The sequence below is a fragment of the Desulfosudis oleivorans Hxd3 genome, assembly GCF_000018405.1.
Lineage (GTDB): Bacteria > Desulfobacterota > Desulfobacteria > Desulfobacterales > Desulfosudaceae > Desulfosudis > Desulfosudis oleivorans.
In genome coordinates this window covers 652,721-673,488 of sequence record NC_009943.1, presented here as the reverse complement: position 1 = coordinate 673,488, position 20,768 = coordinate 652,721, and the positions used below count along the sequence as shown (strand labels likewise).

Here is a 20,768-nt window from a genome sequence, read left to right as displayed (position 1 = left end):
TGGTATCTATTTACATGCTTGTTTGGTTAACCTTTAAGAGCCTCGGCACCACCCACAATATCCATCAGTTCCGCCGTGATGGCCGCCTGCCTGGCTTTGTTGTACAGCAGTGTAAGCTCGTTGATCATGTCGTTGCACGCCTTGGACGCGTTGTCCATGGCCGCCATACGGGCCGCGTGCTCGCTGGTGGATGTCTCCAGCAGGGCGCTGTAAATCTGAATAAAAACATTCTTGGGAAGCATGGCGTCAAGAATTTCATCCGGCGACGGTTCGCAGATATGTTCCGCCAGATAATCCTCCCCGCCATCCGACGCTGGAGAATCGGCCGTCTCAATGGGGGGAATCGGCAGCAGCTGCCGGATCACGGGCAACTGCTTGGCCATGCCCTGGAACTCGCTGTAAATAACATGGACCTCGTCATAATCACCGTTTAAAAAGCCGTTGATCAGCTCCCGGCCCGCTGTCACCGCCACGTTAAATCCGAACCGGGCGCCCACCACGCCGAGGTATTCGCTCTTGCGCTCGCAATCGGTCATCTTGCGGCACCAGTCACGCCCCTTCTTGCCGAAGTGGGTGAAAGAGACCTCAATCTCCTTTTCCTGGCAGCGCTTGAGATACGCATTGGCCATACGGACCAGGTTGGTGTTGAAACCGCCGCATAACCCCCGATCCGACGTGCAGAGAACCACGTTGACGCGCTTTACCGACTCTTTGGGAACCAGCAGCGGGCTGGTCTCCTCTCCGGCCTTGGCGGCCAGGCTGCCCAGCACCTCGGCAAACTTCTCCGCATAGGGCCGGAATGCCTCCATGTTGGTCTGTGCGCCGCGCAGCTTGGAAGTGGCCACCATGTTCATGGCCTTGGTGATCTTCTTGGTCTGCTTGACACCCTTTATTTTCAGTTGGACTTCTTTTAAAGATGGCATATGTCACTACCCTTATGTGCCCTCAAAGCAAGGCTTTCTGAATTATTTGATCGTGTCCTTGAACTCCTGTCCGTATTCACCCAGTGCTTTTGTCAGGGTCTGTTTGATCTCATCCGTAAAGGCCTGCTTCTCCTTCAGGTCGGCAAAAACCTGCGGGTATTTGGTCTCGATAAAGGTATAAAGACCGGCTTCATAAGCGGCAATGGCATCCAGGGGCAGTTCGTCCAGGTGCCCGTTGGTGCCGGCAAAAAGAATGGTGACCTGCTTTTCCATGGACAGGGGCTTATACTGGGGCTGCTTGAGAATTTCCACCAGCCGGGCGCCGCGGGTCAGCTGCCGCTGGGTGGCGGCGTCCAGGTCGCTGCCGAAGGCGGCAAACGCTTCCAGTTCGCGGAACTGGGCCATGTCCAGGCGCAGGGTACCGGCCACCTGCTTCATGGCCTTGACCTGAGCCGCGCCGCCGACGCGGGAGACTGAAAGACCCACGTTGATGGCCGGACGGATACCGGCGAAGAACAGGTTCGGTTCCAGGTAGATCTGCCCGTCGGTAATGGAAATAACGTTGGTGGGAATAAAGGCCGACACGTCACCGGCCTGGGTCTCAATAATGGGAAGGGCCGTGAGGGAACCGGCGCCCAGCTCGTCGTTCAGCTTGGCGGCCCGCTCCAGCAGACGGGAGTGGTTGTAAAAAATGTCGCCCGGATAGGCTTCACGTCCCGGCGGGCGGCGCAGGAGCAGGGAGACCTGACGGTAGGCGGCGGCCTGCTTGGAAAGGTCGTCGTAAATGATCAGGGCGTGCTTGCCGTTGTCCCGGAAATACTCGCCCATGGAGCATCCGGCATAAGGGGCCAGATACTGAAGGGAGGCGGGATCGGAAGCGCAGGCGGCAACGATGGTGGTGTACTCCATGGCGCCGTGCTTTTCCAGGATGGCCGCCACCTGGGCCACCGAAGATTTCTTCTGGCCGCAGGCAACGTAGATGCAGTAAACGTCCGTGTCCTTCTGGGCCAGAATGGCGTCGATGGCCACGGCGGTCTTGCCGATCTGGCGGTCGCCGATGATCAGCTCGCGCTGGCCACGGCCCACCGGGGTCATGGCGTCAACGGCCTTCAGGCCGGTGTAGCACGGCTCGTGCACGCTCTTTCTGGCGATAACGCCGGGCGCCACCACTTCGATGCGCCGGGTTTCACTGGCGTTGATGGGGCCCTTGCCGTCAATGGGCGCGCCGGTGGTATCCACCACGCGGCCCAGAACGGCCTCGCCAACGGGCACCTGGGCGATGCGCCCGGTCCGCTTGACGATATCGCCCTCCTTGATGTTGGTATCTTCGCCCATGATGGCCACGCCCACGTTGTCCTCTTCAAGGTTGAGCACCAGCCCCAGAATGCCGCCGGGAAACTCGACCAGCTCCATGGTCATGACCTTTTCCAGGCCATACACCCGGGCGATACCGTCACCAACAGAGAGGACGACGCCTGTTTCGCTCAATTCGACCTTTTTGTCGAAACCCCTAATCTGCTCTTTGATAATCTGACTGATCTCTTCGGCTCGTATTTCCATTAGACTCTCTCACCCTTTTTTAAAGATTCTTTCATATTTGACAACTGGGTCTTGATGCTGCCATCCAGTACCATATCCCCTACCTTTGTCACGATACCCCCGATCAGGGTCGGATCCTGAGCGATATCGACAATCACCTGTTTGCCGGTCATCTTTGAAAGCGAGGCGCGAATCTTTTCAACCACATCGTCGGACAGTTCGCCGGCGGAAACCACGTCGGCCCGCACAATCCCCTTGAGCTCGTCCACCAGATTCTGGTACACCTCGTTGATGCCCCGCACATGCTGAATGCGCCGTTTTTCAAAAAGCAGGGCCAGAAACGATCGCATCATGACCGACACGCCGAGCTTTTCAATGACCATGTCCAGCACCTTGCGCCGGGCTTCCACCGGGTAAAGCGGGTTGGTGATGGCGCTTTCAAACGCCTTTTCCATGTCCAGAACGGAGACAAAGCCGTTCAACTCCTCCTTGTACTGCTCGGCATTGTTGTCCTCCTTGCCGATCAGCAACAAGGCCTTTGCATAACGCCTCTGAATAACATAATTTTTCACTATAGCACCGCCTTGTCCAGATATTCTTCGACCAGCCTGTGCTGATCATCAGGAGTGATTTTTTCCGTTACCAGGGCCTCTGCTCTGGCAACGGCCTGCTCAAATATATCCAGCCGCAGTTTCTGCCGGGCGGACTCAAACTCATTGTCGATATTGCGCCGGGCCTGTTCCTCAAGCTTGGCGGCCGATGCCTGGGCGCTCTCCATGATCCGGGCCTTTGCGGCCTCGCCCTGTTTCTTGTAATCTTCGATGATCTTTTCGGCCTCCTTGTCGAGCATCTTGAGACGCTCGTTATAGGCCTCCAGGGCTTTTCTGGCTTCCTCCTTCTGGGCTTCCAGGCGGGCAAGCTCCTCGCGAATACCGGCGATGCGATTGTTCAAGGCCCCGGCAACCGGCTTGCGCAAAAGCAGGAACAGGGCAATCGCCAGAACGGCAAAATTCATGACCCTGAACGTATCCGTGGCCACCCAGCCCTTGGGAGCGGCTTCCGCCCCATGTTCAGCGGCAACCGCAAAACCGGCGCAGCAGAACGCCATCAGCGATACAACCACGATCACGGCCGCTTTTTTCTTTACTGATTCGCACATTCCAAACAGCCTCATGCAACGTCCCTCCCTAAAATTTTCGAGCCGATAGCAGCGGCAAATTCATCAATCTCCCGTTGCAGGGCTTCAGCGGCCCTGGCCGCATCCCTGGTGATCTCCTCCCGGGTCTGGGCAAGGGTCATCTGGGATTGCTGGTATATGCCCTCCATGATTTTCTTTTCCTCGTCGGCAGCCGCTTCGATCAGGGCGTTCTTTTCGTCCATGCCCCGGGTCCTGGCCTTCTTGATCCCTTCGGCAAAGGCCCGTTCCTTGTCCGCCGCGTCCTGTGTATAGGCCTCGATGTTGTTGTCGAGCCCTTCCATCTTCTCTTTCCGCCGGGCCACCACCGTGCGGATGGGCTTGTACAATACAAAATTAAGCACCACCACAAGCACTATAAAATTGGCCATCTGCCAGATCACAGACCCGTCCGGAATAACGGTTATGCCACCTTCGGCCGAAGCCGCCCGGGCAGACAACAGGATGCCGCATGCCATTGCCGCGCCCGCCGATATCTTTTTATCCAACCTCATAAAAATCCTCCGCGCCAGCCACTGTGTTGTAGTCGTTTCACAAACTCCCATCAACTGAAGATTTAAGCAAAAATTAAACTTCCCTTTTAGCACAAGACGCTTCAATGTCAAAGGGTTTTCGAAAAAAAAACAACTTTTTTTCACCGGCCTTTCGACCGGGGATGATTTTATTGATTTTATTTTATTTCCGTATGTTTACGCGATGCCATGGAGCAGTTCCCGTTGAACTTCACGCCGGCGTCAATGGAAATCACCGGCGCGTGAATGTCCCCCTCAATGGCGGCCGGCGGATAGACCTCGATGCGGGAGGCGGCATCCACCGTGCCGTTGACCCGGCCCTTGATGATGGCCACATCCACCGACACATCGCCGTCGATCACCGCCTTTTCCCCGATAATCACCGTGCCGGAGGCGCTGGTGACTTTTCCCGTGACCCGGCCGTCCACCCGTATGGTGCCTTCAAAGCTGACGGTCCCCTCCACCGAGGCGTCAGCCCCCAGAAACGTCGTAATGGCATCCGGTCCCTTCTCTGTCTTTCCCATGATTGCTCCTGTGTAAAATATAAGGCGCCGCCAAGGCCGCACCCGTCATGTAATATGGCTGAAAATCCGCCTCTGTTCACCCGGTGTCCGGGCGCCGTCACTCCACGCCGGAACGCCGCATGCTGATGTTGAGCAGCAACCCGATGCCCAGCATGAAAGTCACCACCGACGAACCGCCGTAACTGATCAGGGGCAGCGGCACACCCACCACCGGCAGCAGCCCCATCACCATGCCCACGTTCACCACCACGTGCCAGAAAATCATGGCGGTGACGCCGACCGCCAGGATAATACCAAAATTATCCTTGCATTGATACCCGATACTGATGCCCCAGATGATAATCAGCAAATACAGAAACAGCGCCACGCTGACCCCCACCAGGCCCCACTCCTCTGCCATGACCGAAAGGATAAAATCGGTATGCTGTTCCGGCAGAAAGGCCAGGGCGTTCTGCGTGCCCTGCATGAACCCCTTGCCGAACACCATGCCCGAGCCGATGGCGATTTTCGACTGAATAATATGATATCCCGCGCCCAGGGGATCCCGGTCCGGGTTGAGAAACGTCAGCACCCGCTGCTTCTGGTACTCCTTGAGCAGAAAAAACCACCCCAGGGCCAACAGTACCCCCATGACCCCGCCCATCAGGTAGAGGGTCCGCTTCTGAACCTTTATAAAAAGGGTAACAACCGTGGCAATCAGGGCCAGGAGCATGGCCGTGCCCAGGTCGGGCTGCATGCCGATCAGGACAAAGGGAATGCCGACCAGCAGGATGGGCACCAGCAGCTTTTTTATGCCCAGCCCGTCCGCGGTCGCCTGCTTGGCGTAATACCGGGCCAGAATGATGATCATGGCGATCTTGGCCAGCTCGGAGGGCTGAATCGCCACCGGCCCCATGGGCAGCCACCGGGTAGAGCCGCCGGCCGCCTTTCCCCAGAGCAGCACGCTCACCAGCAGGGCCATGCTGAAAATGTAAATAACAATGGCCCAGTTGTCCAGGCGCTTATAGTGAAACAGCAGCGAGCCGCCGGCCAGCACCAGGCCGAGGACAAACCACACGGCCTGCTTGATGCACAGCATCTTCTGCAGGTGGGCCGGGGCCGACGCCGACGCGCTGTAAAGCACGATCACCCCGATCATCCCCAGGGCCACCACCGGCAGCAGCAGGCCCCAGTCAAACTGTCTTGATTCCCAGCTCTCCCTCATCGTCCGTCCGTGCTCCCGCCTTTGTCACTTAGATAGGTCTCAATCATTGCCTTGGCCACCGGTCCGGCGGCGGAAGATCCGTGCTCGCCGTGCTCCACGATCACGGCCACCGCGATGACCGGATTCTCGGACGGCGCATAGGCCACAAACCACGCGTGGGGCTTATGCGTGTCCACCGCGTAAATCTCCTCGTCTCCGTTTCGCGGGCTGGCCACCACCTGGGCCGTGCCGGTCTTACCGCTGATCTCCACCTTGCGGCTGCGGGCCGACCACCATGCCGTGCCGTGACGGTCGTTCACCGCCTTCCACATGCCCTGCCGCACGATCTCCAGGGTGGCGTCGCTCACCGGCAGCATGCCCATGTCCCGCGGTTCTCCCTCTTTTAACCGCTCTTTCTCCACGGTTTCAACGCGGTCCAGGATCACCGGCCGTTTCAGCACGCCGCCGTTGGCCACGGCCGCGGTCAGCACCGCCATCTGCAAGGGGGTGACCAGGTTGTAGCTCTGGCCGATGGCCACGGAAAGGGTCTCCCCGCCCTGCCAGGCCGTGCCCAGGCGCCTGCGTTTCCACTGGCCTGACGGCACCAGCCCGCCCTTTTCCGGATAGAGGTCAATGCCGGTGGGCCGGCCCAGGCCACAGGCCTTGGCATACCAGGACAGGCGCTCCACCCCGACCCGCTGGCCCACCTGGTAGTAATAGACATCACAGGACCGGGCCAGGGCATCCACCACGCTCACCCGGCCATGGCCCTGCTCGGCCCAGCACCGGTAAACCCGGTCCCCGTACCGGTAATACCCGGGGCAGTAAAACGTTGTGTCCGGTTCCACCACGGCCTCTTCCAGCCCGGCAAAGCTGGTGACGATCTTGTACACCGAAGCCGGCGGATATTCCGCCTGAATGGCCTTGTTCTCCATGGGCCGGCGGGGGTCTGTCACCAGGGCCTGCCACTCCTCGGCCGACATACCGTCCACGAACCGGCTCTGGGGAAACGACGGGCTGCTCACCATGGCCAGCACAGCACCGGTGTCCGGATCCAGGGCGATGACCGCGCCGGACACGCCGGCCATCAGGGCCTCGGCCTTTTGCTGCAGGTTGAAATCAAGAGTCAGGTAGACATGGTGGCCGGATTCCGCTTCCACGGTTTTCAACACCCGGACCACGTTTCCGCCGGCATTCACCTCCACCTGGCGGCCGCCGTACCTGCCCCTCAAAAACGGTTCATACAGCCGTTCCGCCCCGTACTTGCCCACATAGCTGCCCGGCTCATACCCCGCAAAGCGGTCGCTGCCCAGTTCGTTGCGGCTGATCTCCCCGAGATAGCCGATCAGGTGAGCGGCAAACCCATTGTACAGGTACTGCCGCCGGGGCGTGACGTCCATCACCACTCCGGGCAGGTCAAAGCGGTGGCCCTCCACCACGGCCAGCACGTCCCGGCCCACGTCCTGGGCCAGCAGCACCGGCTTATAAGGATTGACTGTCTTGTGCTTGACAAAATTTCCGTGCAGCCGGGCCGCGGGAATGCCGGTCAGGGCCACCAGCCGCTCAATGATCTTGCCGGGGTTCCCGGCGTCCTTGGGAATGATGCTCAGGTCAAAGGAGGGCCGGTTATCCACGATGTTGACGCCGTTGCGGTCAAAAATCTGGCCCCTGGGCGGCTCGATCCGCTGAAGGCGAATGCAGTTGTTCTCTGACAGGCGGCGGTACTCCTCCCCCTCCACCACCTGAAGGAAGAAAAGCCGGGCAAACAGCACCACAAACACCCCGGCCACGCAAAGGGAGAGGGCCACCAGCCGATGCTTGAACCAGTCGGCATCCAGTGTTGCGAAATAGTCTTCCACCCGAAAAATCCTGATGGCTTTGTAAAAAGCCCAATATCTGCGTTGCGCTGCACCCCTCGTCATTGCGACGTACGACAAGTAGGCCTCATTCCTCGGGATTTGCGACGCCTTGATCTTGAACTTTTTACTTTGCCATTTCAAATAGACTTTTTACAAATTCATCAATCCTGACTTGACTGTACTTCAAGAATCCCCCGCCGGGGCCGGCCTGTTACACCGGCCTGTCCAAACGGATCAGCAACTGGCCCAGCACGGCATTAAACCCCAGCACGACAAACGGCCCGGTGATGCCGGCCAGCACCAGTTGCCGCGCCAGCCCGCCCGCCGCGCTGCCGCCGAAGGCGTACGCATGACCGGCCACCCGGCCCGCGCCCCAGAAAACAAGTGTTTCAATCAATACACCGGCCAGCACGGCAAAAAACAGAAAGGGCACGCCTTCGCCGTGGAAAAACCGGAGGGAGATGCGCACGCCGGCGACAATCCAGAGATAGGTGAGCAGGTAGAGACCAAAGGCCCCGCCCGACACCGCGTCCATCATCAGTCCGGCCCCCAGGGCCGTGACCCCGGCTTCCACCGGGGAACGGAACACGGCCAGGTAAATCAGCAGCGGAATCAGCCAGTCATAGAGGCCGTAAAGGGGGGAATACGCCGGAGGGGCCGCGGACTGGGCCACAATAAGGAGAACACACACCATCAGACAAACAAGATAACGCATTCGATGTGCCCCCTACATGTCCTGAAACTCGTGCCGGGGAGCGTTGAGGATCACCAGCACCTCCTCCAGCTTGCCGAAGTCCACGTAGGGATCCACCTCCACGGTCTGAAAGATGCCGGCGTTTCGCTTCACCACCGCCGACACCCGGCCGATGGGCAGCCCCTTGGGATAGATGCCGTCCAGCCCCGACGAGATCACGCTGTCGCCCACCCGCACATCGTCCTTGCGCAGCACGTACATAAAATCGCACCGCTCGTGAATGGTACCTTTGACCACACCCCGGGCACGGGTCCGCTGGCACAGGCCGTCCACCGAGCTGTTGGGGTCAATGATCAGCAGCACCTTGGCGTAATATCGGGAGGTGTCCACCACCTGTCCCACAATGCCTTCGTCCACCACCACCGGCATGCTGCGCCGGACCCCGTGGGTCGAGCCCTTGTCGATGATGACGGTGTTGAACCAGCCCGAGGGGTCCCTGGCCACCACCTCGGCGGCAAAGGATTTGACATCCACGGTCTCGTAAAAATTGAGAAGTTCACGCAGCCGCCGGCTGGAGAGTTCCATCTCCCGGTAGCGGTTGTTTTCAGCGATTTCCCGGGCCAGGGCGTCGGTCAGCCGCTCGTTTTCATGGGCAACGGAGACCAGGGCAAAATAGCGGCGCCAGGTGTTGCGGACAAACCGGGCCGATCCGGTCACCATCTCCTGAATCGGGGCGACCACGAGCATGCCCACGCCGCCGCCGCTCACCGGATAGGTGGCGCGCCGGCCGGTGACGGCAAAAAAGACAAGGCTGACGATCAGCATACCGGCGATGCCGACGATGACAAGCATGCGTCTTGAAAACATAAAATTTCGGTAACCCGGAGAAAAGGGTCCTGCCGGTCACAAGGAGGTTACGTGATCATGACCTGCTTTAATATGTCGATGTTGTCTAAGGCCATGCCGGAGCCCACGGCAACGGTGGTCAGGGGATTTTCGGCCACGGTAATGGGCAGGCCGCTCTCTTCCCGCAGCAGCTTGTCCAGGTTCTTGAGCAGGGCCCCGCCGCCGGTGAGCACGATGCCCCGGTCCACGATGTCGGCGGCCAGTTCCGGCGGGGTCTGTTCCAGGGCGATCTTCACGGTCTCGACAATGGCGTCGATCTGCTCGGAGATGGCCAGCCGAATCTCTTCGGAATCAATGGCCAGAATCTTGGGAATGCCGGAGACCAGGTCCCGGCCCTTGACTTCGATGGTCTCTACATTGTCCTCATCCGGGTAGGCGTTGCCGATGGTCATCTTTATCATCTCCGCGGTCCGCTCACCCACCAGCAGGTTGTATTTCCGCTTGATGTACTGGGCGATGGCCGCGTCCATCTTGTCCCCGGCCACGCGCAGGGACCGGCTGTACACAATGCCCCCCAGGGAGATGACCGCCACCTCGGTAGTGCCGCCGCCGATGTCCACCACCATGTTGCAGGTGGGCTCGGAGATGGGCAGCCCGGCGCCGATGGCCGCGGCCATGGGCTCTTCCAGCAGGAGTACCTCCCGGGCACCGGCCCGTTCCGCCGAATCCTTGACGGCCCGCTTTTCAACTTCCGTAATGCCGGACGGCACCGCGATAATGATCCGGGGCCGAATGAACTTGCGCCGGTTGTGCACCTTCTGAATAAAATAACGGATCATGGCCTCGGCCACGGCAAAATCGGCGATCACGCCGTCCTGCATGGGCCGGATGGCGGTAATGTTGCCCGGTGTCCGGCCCAGCATCTGCTTGGCTTCGGCCCCCACGGCCCGGACCCGGTTCTTGTGCCGGGTGTCGGTATACACCGCCACCACGGAGGGCTCGCTCAGCACGACCCCCTTGCCCTTCACAAACACAAGGGTGTTGGCCGTGCCCAGGTCAATGGCAAGGTCATTGGAAAACAGACCCAATATGGCATTGGCTATAATATTCATGGCGTCCTTTCTGGCGTTAACTGGTCACCCGGCGGAAATTCATGTTTCGCGCCGGATTATTATCCGCATTTTTATCAGTTATATAAAACCGATACAAGGGAAAAAAGGGCGAACTGAAAAAAGATTGGCCGCCGGGGGGTAAAAAAACGATAAAAATCAGACATGAACCATCACGGCATCGTGAAGCCGGGGCCGAAAGGCGCGAATGGCGTCGCTGGCCCGGTCCGGGTGGACCCGGTTGGTCAGCAGCACCACCACCGCCTCCCGATCCGGATCGATCCAGCAGGAGGTGCCGGTAAATCCCAGGTGCCCGGCCCCCCGGGCGGAAAAAAGCCGGCCCGCGCTGGAATTTTCCGGGTCCACCGTGTCAAACCCGAAGGTTCGGTTGGTGCCGCACTGGGGCGCCATCATGTGTGCGGCCATGGCAGAAGAAAACACCGGGCCGGGTTTTGCCCCGGAATAGACATCCAGAATTTCGGCCGCAAAGGCCGTCACGGCGCCGGCCGTGCCGAACAGCCCGGCCTGGCCGGCCACTCCGCCCATCTCGTAGGCATTGTCGTCATGCACCACCCCGCGCACCACCATTTTCCGGCGGGGGCAGTTTTCCGTGGCAGCCACATTTGAAAGGCCCAGGGGGTTGTTTACGGCCGTTTCTGGATTTATGGGAATAAAAAAAAGATCGAAGATTGCCAAAGGACGGTAAAGCCGGTCGGTTGCAAACCGGTCCAGGGCCAGGCCCGACACCGCTTTTACGATAAATCCCAGCACCATATATCCCAGGTCGCTGTATACCACTTTTTCGCCGGGCCGATATTCCAGGGGCTCATTTTCCAAAAGCTTTTTCAGGGCCGGCTGCCGGTCTTCAAAGGCCGTGGTCGAAAGATCATAAAAATACTCCCTGTGGGCCGGCAGACCCGAGGTGTGGCAGAGCAGGTGGGCAATGGTGATCTCTTTTTTGTCTCCGGCGTCAAATCCGTCCAGATACTTTCCCGCCGGGTCCTCAACCGACAAAAACCCCTGGTCGGCCAGTTTCAAAATCGCCGGGGCCGTTGCCAGAGGCTTGGTCAGAGAGGCCAGGTCAAACACCGTATCCGTGGTCACCGGGTGACGGGACTCAAGATCGGTCACGCCATAGGCTTTGCAGAACCGCACCGCGCCCTTGACCCACACACAAAGCACCCCGCCGGGAAAAACCCCGATTGCCACCCCCTCTTTCATCAATTCTTCCGCCTGCCTCATCTACCTTGTCTTTCTCTTACTCTTAATCGTGCTCGTGCTCGTGCCCGTGGTCGATACCGATAGCGATCCCGATACCGATTTCGACAAAGCCCTGCCGCATCCGCACCGTCAGCTTCGTGTCCTTCGTGCTCTTCATACGTCATTGCGAGGAGCGTCAGCGACGAAGCAATCTCCTCCGCATATGTCAAAGATTGCTTCGCTTCGCTCGCAATGACCCGTGAACTGAGCGATCCCGATATGCACAGGGGACTTCAACACGAAGACCGCGAAGAAGGGGGCCTCTCCGTTCATGCCCGGCCTGTTTGTAGTGACGCCGTAAGGCGTTTAAAACCGTCCATGCCGAATGCCCTTACGGGCACACTACAAACATCACGCCTGCCCCCGGTCCGCCTCCACAATGGCGATCTCGTCCGGCGTCAGTTCGTAAAGTTCATCCGCCTGATTCATCTGCCTTCTCTTACTCTTACCCTTAATCGTGCTCGTGCCCGTGATCGATCCCGATACCGATATCGATTTTGACAAAGCACTGCCGCATCTGCACCGTCAGCTTCGTTTCCTTCGTGTTCTTCGTGTCCTTCGTGCTCTTCGTGTTTAGAAGCAACCGGTCACACAAAGGCTCTCCGCCTATCGTGCCAGGGCCGGTTCGTGGTATTCCAGGAACCGGTTCTCCGCGTCCAGGCTGGCCCACACCCCCAGGGGCAGGGTTCGGTTGGTGCCGTTGTGGCCAACGGGAAACCCGGCCAGCACCGGCACCCCTTCGGGCAGGTGCTCGCGCACGATTTCAAAAATCACATCCATATGCCCGCACCGGTCAAACCGGCCCAGGGCCACGCCGGCAACGCCCGCAAGGCACCCGGCCAGCCGCATCTGGGTCAGCATGCGGTCAACGCGGTAGGCCGGCTCGCTGGTCTCCTCCAGAAACAGGATACAGCCGTCAAATGCAGGCTGCCAGGGTGTGCCGATCATCTGGCACAACGAGGCCAGGTTGCCGCCGGCAACCGGGCCCTGGGCTGTGCCCGGCACAAGGGACATGCCTTCGGCCAGGTCGATGCGAAGGGGTTCGGTGGTGGTCAGGGCATCGGCCAGGGAGGCAATGGTGGCGTCGTCGGCATCGGCCAGGGAGGTAACCACCGGGCCGTGAAAGGTGATGAGCCCGGCCTTGCGGCCCAGAATGGAGAGCAGCACCGAGATGTCGGAAAACCCGAGAAATATCTTTGGATGGCGCGTGATGGCGTCCATGTCCAGCAGGGGGGCCATGCGCAGCGCCCCGAACCCGCCCCGGGCGCAGGCCACGGCCTTTATTTCCGGGTCGGCAAACAGGTTGTTGAACATGGCGGCCCGGTGTTCGTCGGTGCCGGCCAGATAGCGTTGGGAGGCGTGGGTGCCGTCGGGAAGGCGCACCAAAAAGCCCATGGCCTGAAGAACGGACAGCCCCTTTTCAAGCCGGTCGGCGTCAAAGGCCCCGGCCGGGGCCGCAATGCCGATGGTGTCGCCAAAGGCAAGGGCACGGGGTTTGATTTTTGACATGGGCGCAAGGTCCATTGTCGATACCCCTTAATGAATGTTACGGCGCCGGAAAAAACTCATGACCCGGCCCGTAAGTTCAATGGCATGTTCGGGACACATCTCCTGGCAGCAGTAGCAGTGAATGCAGGCGGCAGCGTCGGCCCTGGGAAATTCGCCCTCCGCCATGGTCATGGCGTTTACCGGGCAGTGGCTGACACAGATGCCGCACTGTTTGCACACCGCCTCCACCACCTCCGGCGTGCAGTTCATCCGCCGGGACAGAATCCGGTTGAGCACCACGCCCATGATGCCGGGCAGAAAGGTGACCGGCATTTTAAACCCGGCCACCGGCACGATGGGCGTGTTGATCTCAATGTCGGCCATGTCGATGGGGCCCAGCCCCTTTTGCGCGGCAATGCGAAGATGGGGAATGCGGGCCGGCTTTTTTCCGACCAGGGTGACGGCCGCGGCATCCAGGCTCACGGCGTTTGTGCCGGCCAGGACCTTGCCCACGAACCGGGGCGCGCCGCTGCTGGGGCCGTTGCCCTCCATGGCAAGGACCGCGTCCATGATGGTCAGGTCCGGAGGCCGGATCGAAAAAATATCCACCAGGGCTTCGGCAAACTTTACCGGCGTGGGGGCGTCGGCATGGACCCGCATCTTGTCCCCGCCCACCACGTAGCCGAAAGTGTTTTTCACGGCCCCGGTAAAATAGGTGAGGCCGTGGGTCTTGAGCTTGGGCAGGTTGATCACCAGGTCGGCGGAGAGCACCTCGGACGCGATCATCACGTGGTCGATAACACGGGAGGAAACGGTGTGGCGCACCGGCCGGCCACCCAGGTTGATAAAACTGTCACCGGCCGCCTGCAGGATGCCGGCGATGCGGGCCGCCTTTTCCGACCGGCCGTAGCCGTGCAGGCCGGGGTTGTCCCCCACCATGACCCGGGCTCCGGCTCCGCGCAACTTTTCCACCACGGCACTCACCAGCACCGGGTGGGTGGTCACCGCCTTTTCCGGGGCATAGCCGGACAGGATGTTGGGCTTGACCAGCACGTTTTTTCCGGCCAGGTCCAGGGGAAAGGTGTCAAACACCCGGTCCACCACGTCGGCCATCACCTCGGCCTCGTAGGCGGCATCCATTATCAGAACGCGGTCCTGGGTTTTCACTCTTGCTCCTTTTGTCCCGTCCATCGGTAGCCCGACCATAAAACAACTCCGGGCAGCCCGTGGGAATCACGCCGGACTATAACAGGATAACCAGTTAAAAAACAAGCATTTATTTGCACCGGCCCCCCTGTTTTTGCTTGACACCCCGCCCTGGAACCGGTACAAAGGCCACTGGCACTGTTTCACGAATAAAACCCTAACACAAGGAGACCCATTTTACGATGAACCCGATCGCAAAAGAGTTGAACGATATTCTGCAGGCAAAAAGCCCCCATATTTTTGACATGCTGTCCGACGTGGGCAAGTCCCTGTTTTTTCCCAAGGGCATTTTAAGCCAGAGCGCCGAGGCCAAGGAAAAGGCCCACGCCATCAACGCCACCATCGGCATTGCCAAGGAGGAGGGGGGCATCATGTGCCTGCCCTCGGTCATGGACCAGGTGGCGCCCCTGGTGCCGGAAGAATCCCTCACCTACGCGCCCTCCTTCGGCATTCCCGGCCTGCGCAAGGCATGGCAGAAGGGACTGTATGAGAAAAACCCCTCCCTTGCGGGCCAGGCCGTCAGCCTGCCGGTGGTAACCTGCGGCATCACCCACGCCATCAGCGTGTTTGCCGATGTGTGGACCAATCCCGGCGACACCGTGCTTTTGCCCCACATGTTCTGGGGCAACTACAACATGATCCTCAACGTGCGGGGGGGGGTGAACCTGAGCCACTTTCCGCTTTTCAACGAGGCGGGCGGCTTTAACGTAAAAGGGTTTGAGAAAGCGGCCCGGGCCGCCGCGGAAAAAGACGGCAAGCTCATCACCCTGCTCAACTTTCCCCAGAACCCCACGGGCTACACCCTGACCCATGCGGAAGGGGAGGCCATGACCGCTGTCCTGACCGACATCGCGGCCGGCGGCACCAACGTGATGGTGGTGTGCGACGACTCCTACTTCGGCCTTTTTTACGAAGAGAACGTGATGAAAGAGTCGCTGTTTGCCAGGCTCTGCGGGGCCCACGAGCGGCTGCTGGCCATCAAACTGGACGGCGCCACCAAGGAGAATTACGTGTGGGGCCTGAGAATCGGGTTTATCACCTATGGCTGCAAGGCCGGGGCTTCAGCCGATGTGTATGACGCCCTGGAGAAGAAAACCGCCGGGTGCGTGCGGGGCTCCATCTCCAACGCCTCCCACCTGGGCCAGTCCATTGTGTTAAAGTCCCTGGAGAACGCCAACTACCAGAAAGAGCGGCAGGCAAAAGGCGAGGTGCTAAAGGCCCGGGCCAACAAGGTCAAGCAGGTGCTGGCCGACTCCAGGTTTGACGACGCATGGGAGGTCTACCCCTTTAACTCCGGCTATTTCATGTGCCTGAAGTTAAAAAAGGTCAAGGCCGAAACCCTGCGGGTCCACCTGCTGGACAAATACGGGGTGGGCCTGATCGCCCTGGGCGAACACGACCTGCGGGTGGCCTTTTCCTGCATTGAGGAGGCCGATGTCCAGCGGCTGTTCGACATCATCTATAAAGGGGCAAAAGAGCTGCAATAAGCCTTAGAAGATTGCTTCGCTTGCGCTTCCGCCGTCGCCAAAGGCTATGGCGGACAGGCGCAATGACCCATGGGCGTTCCAGGTTGCTTCGCTTACGCAATGACGGGAAATTCCCGAGAAAAAACCTTTTTCCAGGCAGGTGCCTTATGAAACGTTTTGCTGTTGGCCTACTGGCCTGCGTCACTTTTTTTACCGGCCCGGCTTTTGCCGAGAACTATCTGCTCAACGGCGGCCAGGACTCTGCCATCGCCTACCAGATGGTCCAGTCCATTACCCCGGCCCCGGACACGCGCAAGCTGTTTTTAAGCTACGTAAAGCCGGTTTCCTTTACCTCTCCCACTTACAACCAGGCGGTGGAGTCGGTAAACATCACCTTTTCGGTGGCGCCGGACAGCCAGACCTCAAAAACCGACGAGAACGGCAACACCATCATGGAGGCCGCCTGGAACAACCCTGCCCAGCCCGTGTCCGCCACTCTGGCCTTTAACGTGAAAAACAGCGTCCGGCTGGACACGCTGAAGACCTCGGCCCCGTTCCCGGTGGCCGGGCTTCCCGACGCGGTGAAGCCCTACCTTGCCGCCACCGATCAGGTGCCGGCGTCCGACCCGGCCATCACACAAAAGGCCCGGGAGCTCACCGCCTCGGCCGAAACCCAGTTCGACGCGGTGCGCCGGGTCCTCACCTGGGTGATCGACCACATGCGTTACGTGCAGCCGCCGGAAAGCTACGACGCCATGTACGCTTTCACCTCCGGCAAGGGCAACTGCCAGAACTACTCCCACCTGTCCGCGGCCCTGATGCGGGCGGCCGGTATTCCGGTGCGCATCGTCAACGGCGTGACCCTGAAAAACCCCTACGAGATCAAACAGGGCGACACCGTGCTGATCATGAAAAACGCCGAAGGCCGCCACTCCTGGATCGAGGTCTATTTTCCGGATTTAAAGTGGGTGCCCTTTGATCCCCAGTGTACCGAGCTGTTTGTAAGCAACCGGTTCATCCGCGTGGAGGTGGGCCTGGACAACAACGACACGGAAAACGACGGCCTGATCCGGTGGACCCGGGTAAAGGGTTCCACCGGCAAGCCTTCGTTCCGGGAAGATATTCGAGCCGACTTTCTGTCCGACAACGTGACCCTGGCCGGCACCAAAACCGACTACGGGCCCAAAAACAAGATGTTCGGCCCGCCGGTGACCGCCGCGTTCCAGAAAGTGACCAAGGTGTACAAGGAGCCCGAGCCCGAGCCGGTAAAGCCGGAGCGGTTAAAGACCCTGGTCTTTTCCGAGCCCTTTGTGTTCGGCAACCTGGAGTTTCCAAAGCACCTGGACTTTCAGACGGCCCGTGCCCGCACCGAAGAGGCCCCGGACGGCAGCATGAAGATGGTCAAGACCTTTCTGGTGGAGACCGCCGAATACGTAACCACCCAGGGGAAAAAGTACGCCCAGTCCTTTGTTCTGGACAGGCCGGTGAAGCTGTCGGCCATCGGCCTGGCCCTGCACAACTTCAGCTCGGACGGCCAGCTCTGGGTGGAGCTGTTTACCGACAAAAACGGCATTCCCGACCAGCAGATGGCGGTAAGCGACATGGTGTTTCTGGCCGACCGGGTGTACAAGCCCGGCTACGACTGGGTGAATTTCGCGTTTGCCGGCCAGGAGATCGTGCTGCAGCCGGGCCGCTACTGGGCGGCCCTTGGATTTACCGGCGGGCCCATCGTGAACTGGTTTTTCTCCTACGGCAAGCCCACCGGGCCCCAGGACGGCACCCGGTACCGGACCCTGTTTGACGAGCAGTGGAGCCACAGCCACGCCTTTGAGTTCAACTACCGGGTCACCGGCCTGGCGCCAAAGGATTTTAAGGCCGAATAGCGTTCAGGGTATTGCAAGGAGAGGCCCGACCACCATCGCCGGGAACGGCGGCGGAAACGGCCCATTCCGTTATTTCGTTTATGGGGAAAACCGCCATGGCCAAAACCCAGTTGGATTTCACAGCGTCCGCCGACCTGCTTGAAGCATATGGAATTCCCATTCTTGGCAAAATGGTCACTGATCCGCAACAGGCGGTCCAGGTCGCCCGGGACCTTGGATACCCCGTTGTTTTAAAGGCCATATCGGAAAAGATCATTCACAAAACCGATGCCCAGGTTGTATTTCTGAACCTCAAAACCGAAGAGGCCGTCAAAAATGCCCTGGACCGCCTGATGGAAAACGTGAAACAGGCCGGCGCCGGTCTGCCGGACGGCATCCTGGTGCAGAAAATGGCCGACCCCGGATTTGAACTCCTGGTGGGGGCCAAGCAGGACCCCGGGTTCGGACCGGTGACCATGGTGGGCCATGGCGGCCGCTTTGTTGAGCTGTGGGCAGACGTTCAGCCCGGTATCGGCATTCTGACCGAAACCGATGTTGAAGAAATGCTTTCCCAGACCATGGCCGGCACCGTTCTGAACGGGTTTCGCGGCCCGGCCCTGGACAAACCGGCTGTAATTCGGCTTGCCATAAACGTATCCCGGTTCATGGCCGACCATCCGGAAATTAACGAACTGGACTTAAATCCCGTGATCGTCTACGAACAGGGATACGCCATCGTGGACTGCCGGCTCATTGCCGATGATCCCATTACCGTACCGTCCGGCACCGACCTTTCCGAAGAAAAAATGAAAAGCCTGAAAGCCGTTTTCAGCCCCCGGTCCGTTGCCATTGTGGGCGCCTCCCGGCCCGGCACCATGGGCGGCATCATTCTGAAAAACTGCCTCGGCATCCCCACCGTCTACCCCATCAACCCCAAGCTGAAAACCGTCCAGGGCCTGACCTGCTACCCGGATTTTGACGCCCTGCCCGAAGCCCCGGACCTGGGGGTTTTTGCCGTCAACGCCGAAGCCACGGTGGAAAGCTTTGAGCGATTCTGCAAGGCAGGCGGCCGGGGCGCCATCATCTTCAGCGACGGATTTGCCGAAATCGGCAGAAAAGACCTGGAAGAGCGGCTCCTGGAGTTGAGCATACAATATGACGTGGCCTATATCGGCCCCAACTGCATGGGGGTGATTGACAATTTTTCAAAGGTCAACACCCTGTTCATACCGGAACACCGCACCAGCGTCATCAGGGGGTCCAGCGGTATCGGCATCATCTCCCAGAGCGGCGGCGTGGGCCTTGAACTGATGGAAATGATGGAGGCCGACAACCTGGATCTTGGCATGTGGGTGAGCTGCGGAAACGCCAGCTCCGTGGGCGTGGCGGAAATTCTGGCCCACATGGGAAACGACCCCAGAATAAAGGTGATCGCCATCTACATGGAAGGTTTTGACAACGGCCTCAAGCTGATGCAGGTGGGCAAAACGGTTTCGGCAAAAAAACCGGTGCTGGTCATCAAGGGCGGCACCGGGGGCGGGGCCGCGGCCACCCTCTCCCATACCGCTTCTCTGGCCGGCAGCCACGAGGCCTTCAAGGCCTGCTGCCGCCAGGCCGGTTTTTACCTTGTGGAAGAGCTGACAGAAGACCCCAAGGTCCTGGTCAACATTCTCTCCATGCTCAGTTCCCAGCCGGCGGCCGGAGGCAACCGGGTGGCCGTGGTCAGCGTGGGGGGCGGTGCCGGCATCCTGCTGGCCGACCGGGTGACCGAAGAGTGCATGGAGCTGGCCGAGTTTGCGCCGGAAACCAGAAAGGCCCTTCAGGACCTGATGGCGGACAATATCAAAACCGCCCGGCCGGAAGACAAGGCCACCATTGTTGCCGGCATCGGCTCAAACCCGCTGGACCTGTTCGGCAACTGTGATGACGACCGCCTGCTGGCCGCCCTGCGGATTATCGCCGACGACCCCAACACGGACATCATCCTCACCGCGATCTACCTGCAGGTGCCCTACCTGTCTGAATACCTGCCCGAGCGGCTCATTGACCTGCAAAGAGACCTTAAAAAACCCCTGATCGTCTCCCCGCGCGGGTTTTCCAAACACGTGGCCAGAAGCAGGGCCTACCTGTATTCAAAAAAATTTCACACCTACACCGTGCCCATGATAAAGCCCATGAGCATTGCCATCAAGGTGTGGTGTGATTACGGAAGATCGTTTATTCCGGAGGAGTAGCGAAAGACGCTGGGGTGCTACCGCAAAAAAGTTCGCCGCACACTCCCGGGGTGGTGTTCACAGGAGGGTGCTCCCGGGGTTGATGCGCCGGGTTGATACGGTTTTATGGCTGCTGATCCACCTTTTTTGCGACATACACCCCATAGCTGTAATATGGTTTGTATTGCTCATACATTTTGATTTCCCGGATTTCGGCTTCCACGACCGCCTGTGCCGCTTTGCTGTTTTTGTGCCGGTCAAGGAACTCCTTAAAACGGTTCTGCATGGGCCGATAATAATTCTCCAGCCAGCAATGCGCGGGCAGGACAAAATATCCAACCGGTGAGTAGCCGTGCTTCTCCAGCACGGCAATCTTTGAAGCGGCCGTGTCTATTTCGGGATATTCGGCTTCCCAGTATTTCTGGAGTTCCGGCGGGCGGGAGGCGGTAAGCCAGGTAATCTCCGAGACAACCAGCAGGCCGCCTACCGGCAGATAACGGCGCCACGCCTTTACGCCTTTTTCAAACCCGATGTTATATATCGCCCCTTCAGACCAGATGACATCATATGCCTCATCTTGAAACGGCAGGTTGTCCATTGACCCGCACAGGGTCGTTATTTTCTCAGAAAGCCCCATGCTTGCAGCCCTGTCTTCAAGCACTTCAAGAAAATCTTCAAGAAAATCCACCGCCGTAATTTGGGCCTTTGGCAGGCGGGCCAGCAGCAGGGCAGAAGCGCCCGTGCCGCAACCGATGTCGGCAATTTTTAATGGTTTCGACCGGTCCGGCATGGCCAGGAAAATCGCCTGTTCGGTCTCTGCATCCCCGCCCGGACCCTGCCGGTCCGCGCTTTTGTGAAGGTCTATCAAGAGTTGATAATCGTCCACTGA

Annotated in this window: 18 protein-coding genes; 3 read left to right on the top strand and 15 right to left on the bottom strand. The window is 59.4% G+C overall.

Annotated elements, in window-relative coordinates; translation table 11 throughout:
* Nucleotides 1-26: 26 nt before the first annotated feature.
* The 14 genes from atpG to DOLE_RS03005 all read right to left on the bottom strand — a co-directional run bounded on the left by atpG (nt 27) and on the right by DOLE_RS03005 (nt 14,299).
* The gene (gene atpG / locus DOLE_RS03070; protein ID WP_012174031.1) at nt 27-923 is read right to left on the bottom strand and encodes an ATP synthase F1 subunit gamma; all 897 of its coding nucleotides are present in this window, start codon (nt 921-923) and stop codon (nt 27-29) included.
* A gap of 42 nt (nt 924-965) precedes the next feature.
* Nucleotides 966-2,483 carry a F0F1 ATP synthase subunit alpha gene (atpA, locus tag DOLE_RS03065; protein ID WP_012174030.1) on the bottom strand — a complete coding sequence of 506 codons (1,518 nt, stop codon included), beginning with the start codon at nt 2,481-2,483 and terminating at the stop codon, nt 966-968.
* Nucleotides 2,483-3,034 carry an ATP synthase F1 subunit delta gene (gene atpH, locus DOLE_RS03060; RefSeq protein ID WP_012174029.1) on the bottom strand — a complete coding sequence of 184 codons (552 nt, stop codon included), beginning with the start codon at nt 3,032-3,034 and terminating at the stop codon, nt 2,483-2,485. Before atpH ends, atpA begins: the two co-directional genes overlap by 1 nt.
* The gene (locus DOLE_RS03055) at nt 3,034-3,636 is read right to left on the bottom strand and encodes a F0F1 ATP synthase subunit B family protein (RefSeq protein ID WP_012174028.1); all 603 of its coding nucleotides are present in this window, start codon (nt 3,634-3,636) and stop codon (nt 3,034-3,036) included. The genes atpH and DOLE_RS03055 overlap by 1 nt, the downstream gene beginning before the upstream one ends.
* Nucleotides 3,633-4,151 (bottom strand): F0F1 ATP synthase subunit B family protein, encoded by a 519-nt coding sequence (locus DOLE_RS03050; RefSeq protein WP_012174027.1) that lies wholly within the window; start codon nt 4,149-4,151, stop codon nt 3,633-3,635. Before DOLE_RS03050 ends, DOLE_RS03055 begins: the two co-directional genes overlap by 4 nt.
* Nucleotides 4,152-4,327: 176 nt before the next feature.
* Nucleotides 4,328-4,693: a bactofilin family protein gene (locus DOLE_RS03045; RefSeq protein ID WP_012174026.1), complete on the bottom strand. Its 366-nt coding sequence runs from the start codon at nt 4,691-4,693 to the stop codon at nt 4,328-4,330.
* Between the two features lie 97 nt (nt 4,694-4,790).
* Entirely contained in the window at nt 4,791-5,897 is a 1,107-nt protein-coding gene (gene rodA, locus DOLE_RS03040; protein WP_012174025.1) for a rod shape-determining protein RodA, read from the bottom strand.
* Nucleotides 5,894-7,735: a penicillin-binding protein 2 gene (gene mrdA, locus DOLE_RS03035; protein ID WP_232362724.1), complete on the bottom strand. Its 1,842-nt coding sequence runs from the start codon at nt 7,733-7,735 to the stop codon at nt 5,894-5,896. Before mrdA ends, rodA begins: the two co-directional genes overlap by 4 nt.
* A 211-nt stretch (nt 7,736-7,946) precedes the next feature.
* Nucleotides 7,947-8,450 carry a rod shape-determining protein MreD gene (mreD, locus tag DOLE_RS03030; protein WP_012174023.1) on the bottom strand — a complete coding sequence of 168 codons (504 nt, stop codon included), beginning with the start codon at nt 8,448-8,450 and terminating at the stop codon, nt 7,947-7,949.
* 12 nt (nt 8,451-8,462) lie between these two features.
* Nucleotides 8,463-9,296, bottom strand: coding sequence for a rod shape-determining protein MreC (gene mreC / locus DOLE_RS03025; RefSeq protein ID WP_012174022.1), 834 nt, complete (start codon nt 9,294-9,296; stop codon nt 8,463-8,465).
* 47 nt (nt 9,297-9,343) lie between these two features.
* Nucleotides 9,344-10,387, bottom strand: coding sequence for a rod shape-determining protein (locus DOLE_RS03020; protein ID WP_012174021.1), 1,044 nt, complete (start codon nt 10,385-10,387; stop codon nt 9,344-9,346).
* Between the two features lie 156 nt (nt 10,388-10,543).
* Entirely contained in the window at nt 10,544-11,626 is a 1,083-nt protein-coding gene (locus tag DOLE_RS03015; protein WP_012174020.1) for a serine hydrolase domain-containing protein, read from the bottom strand.
* A gap of 624 nt (nt 11,627-12,250) precedes the next feature.
* Entirely contained in the window at nt 12,251-13,153 is a 903-nt protein-coding gene (locus DOLE_RS03010; protein WP_041280768.1) for a S66 peptidase family protein, read from the bottom strand.
* A gap of 27 nt (nt 13,154-13,180) precedes the next feature.
* Nucleotides 13,181-14,299 carry a DUF362 domain-containing protein gene (locus tag DOLE_RS03005; RefSeq protein ID WP_153304340.1) on the bottom strand — a complete coding sequence of 373 codons (1,119 nt, stop codon included), beginning with the start codon at nt 14,297-14,299 and terminating at the stop codon, nt 13,181-13,183.
* Between the two features lie 221 nt (nt 14,300-14,520).
* On the opposite strand from DOLE_RS03005, the gene DOLE_RS03000 reads away from it, so the two are divergent.
* The 3 genes from DOLE_RS03000 (at nt 14,521) to DOLE_RS02990 (ending at nt 19,900) form a co-directional block, all read left to right on the top strand.
* Nucleotides 14,521-15,825, top strand: a complete 1,305-nt coding sequence (locus DOLE_RS03000) for an aminotransferase class I/II-fold pyridoxal phosphate-dependent enzyme (RefSeq protein ID WP_012174017.1) — start codon at nt 14,521-14,523, stop codon at nt 15,823-15,825.
* A 146-nt stretch (nt 15,826-15,971) separates the two neighbouring features.
* Entirely contained in the window at nt 15,972-17,687 is a 1,716-nt protein-coding gene (locus DOLE_RS02995; protein ID WP_012174016.1) for a transglutaminase-like domain-containing protein, read from the top strand.
* Between the two features lie 95 nt (nt 17,688-17,782).
* Nucleotides 17,783-19,900 carry an acetate--CoA ligase family protein gene (locus tag DOLE_RS02990; protein WP_012174015.1) on the top strand — a complete coding sequence of 706 codons (2,118 nt, stop codon included), beginning with the start codon at nt 17,783-17,785 and terminating at the stop codon, nt 19,898-19,900.
* A 103-nt stretch (nt 19,901-20,003) separates the two neighbouring features.
* On the opposite strand, the gene DOLE_RS02985 is transcribed toward DOLE_RS02990, so the two are convergent.
* Complete coding sequence (locus DOLE_RS02985) at nt 20,004-20,765, bottom strand: class I SAM-dependent methyltransferase (RefSeq protein WP_012174014.1); 762 nt, start codon at nt 20,763-20,765, stop codon at nt 20,004-20,006.
* Nucleotides 20,766-20,768 lie beyond the last annotated feature (3 nt).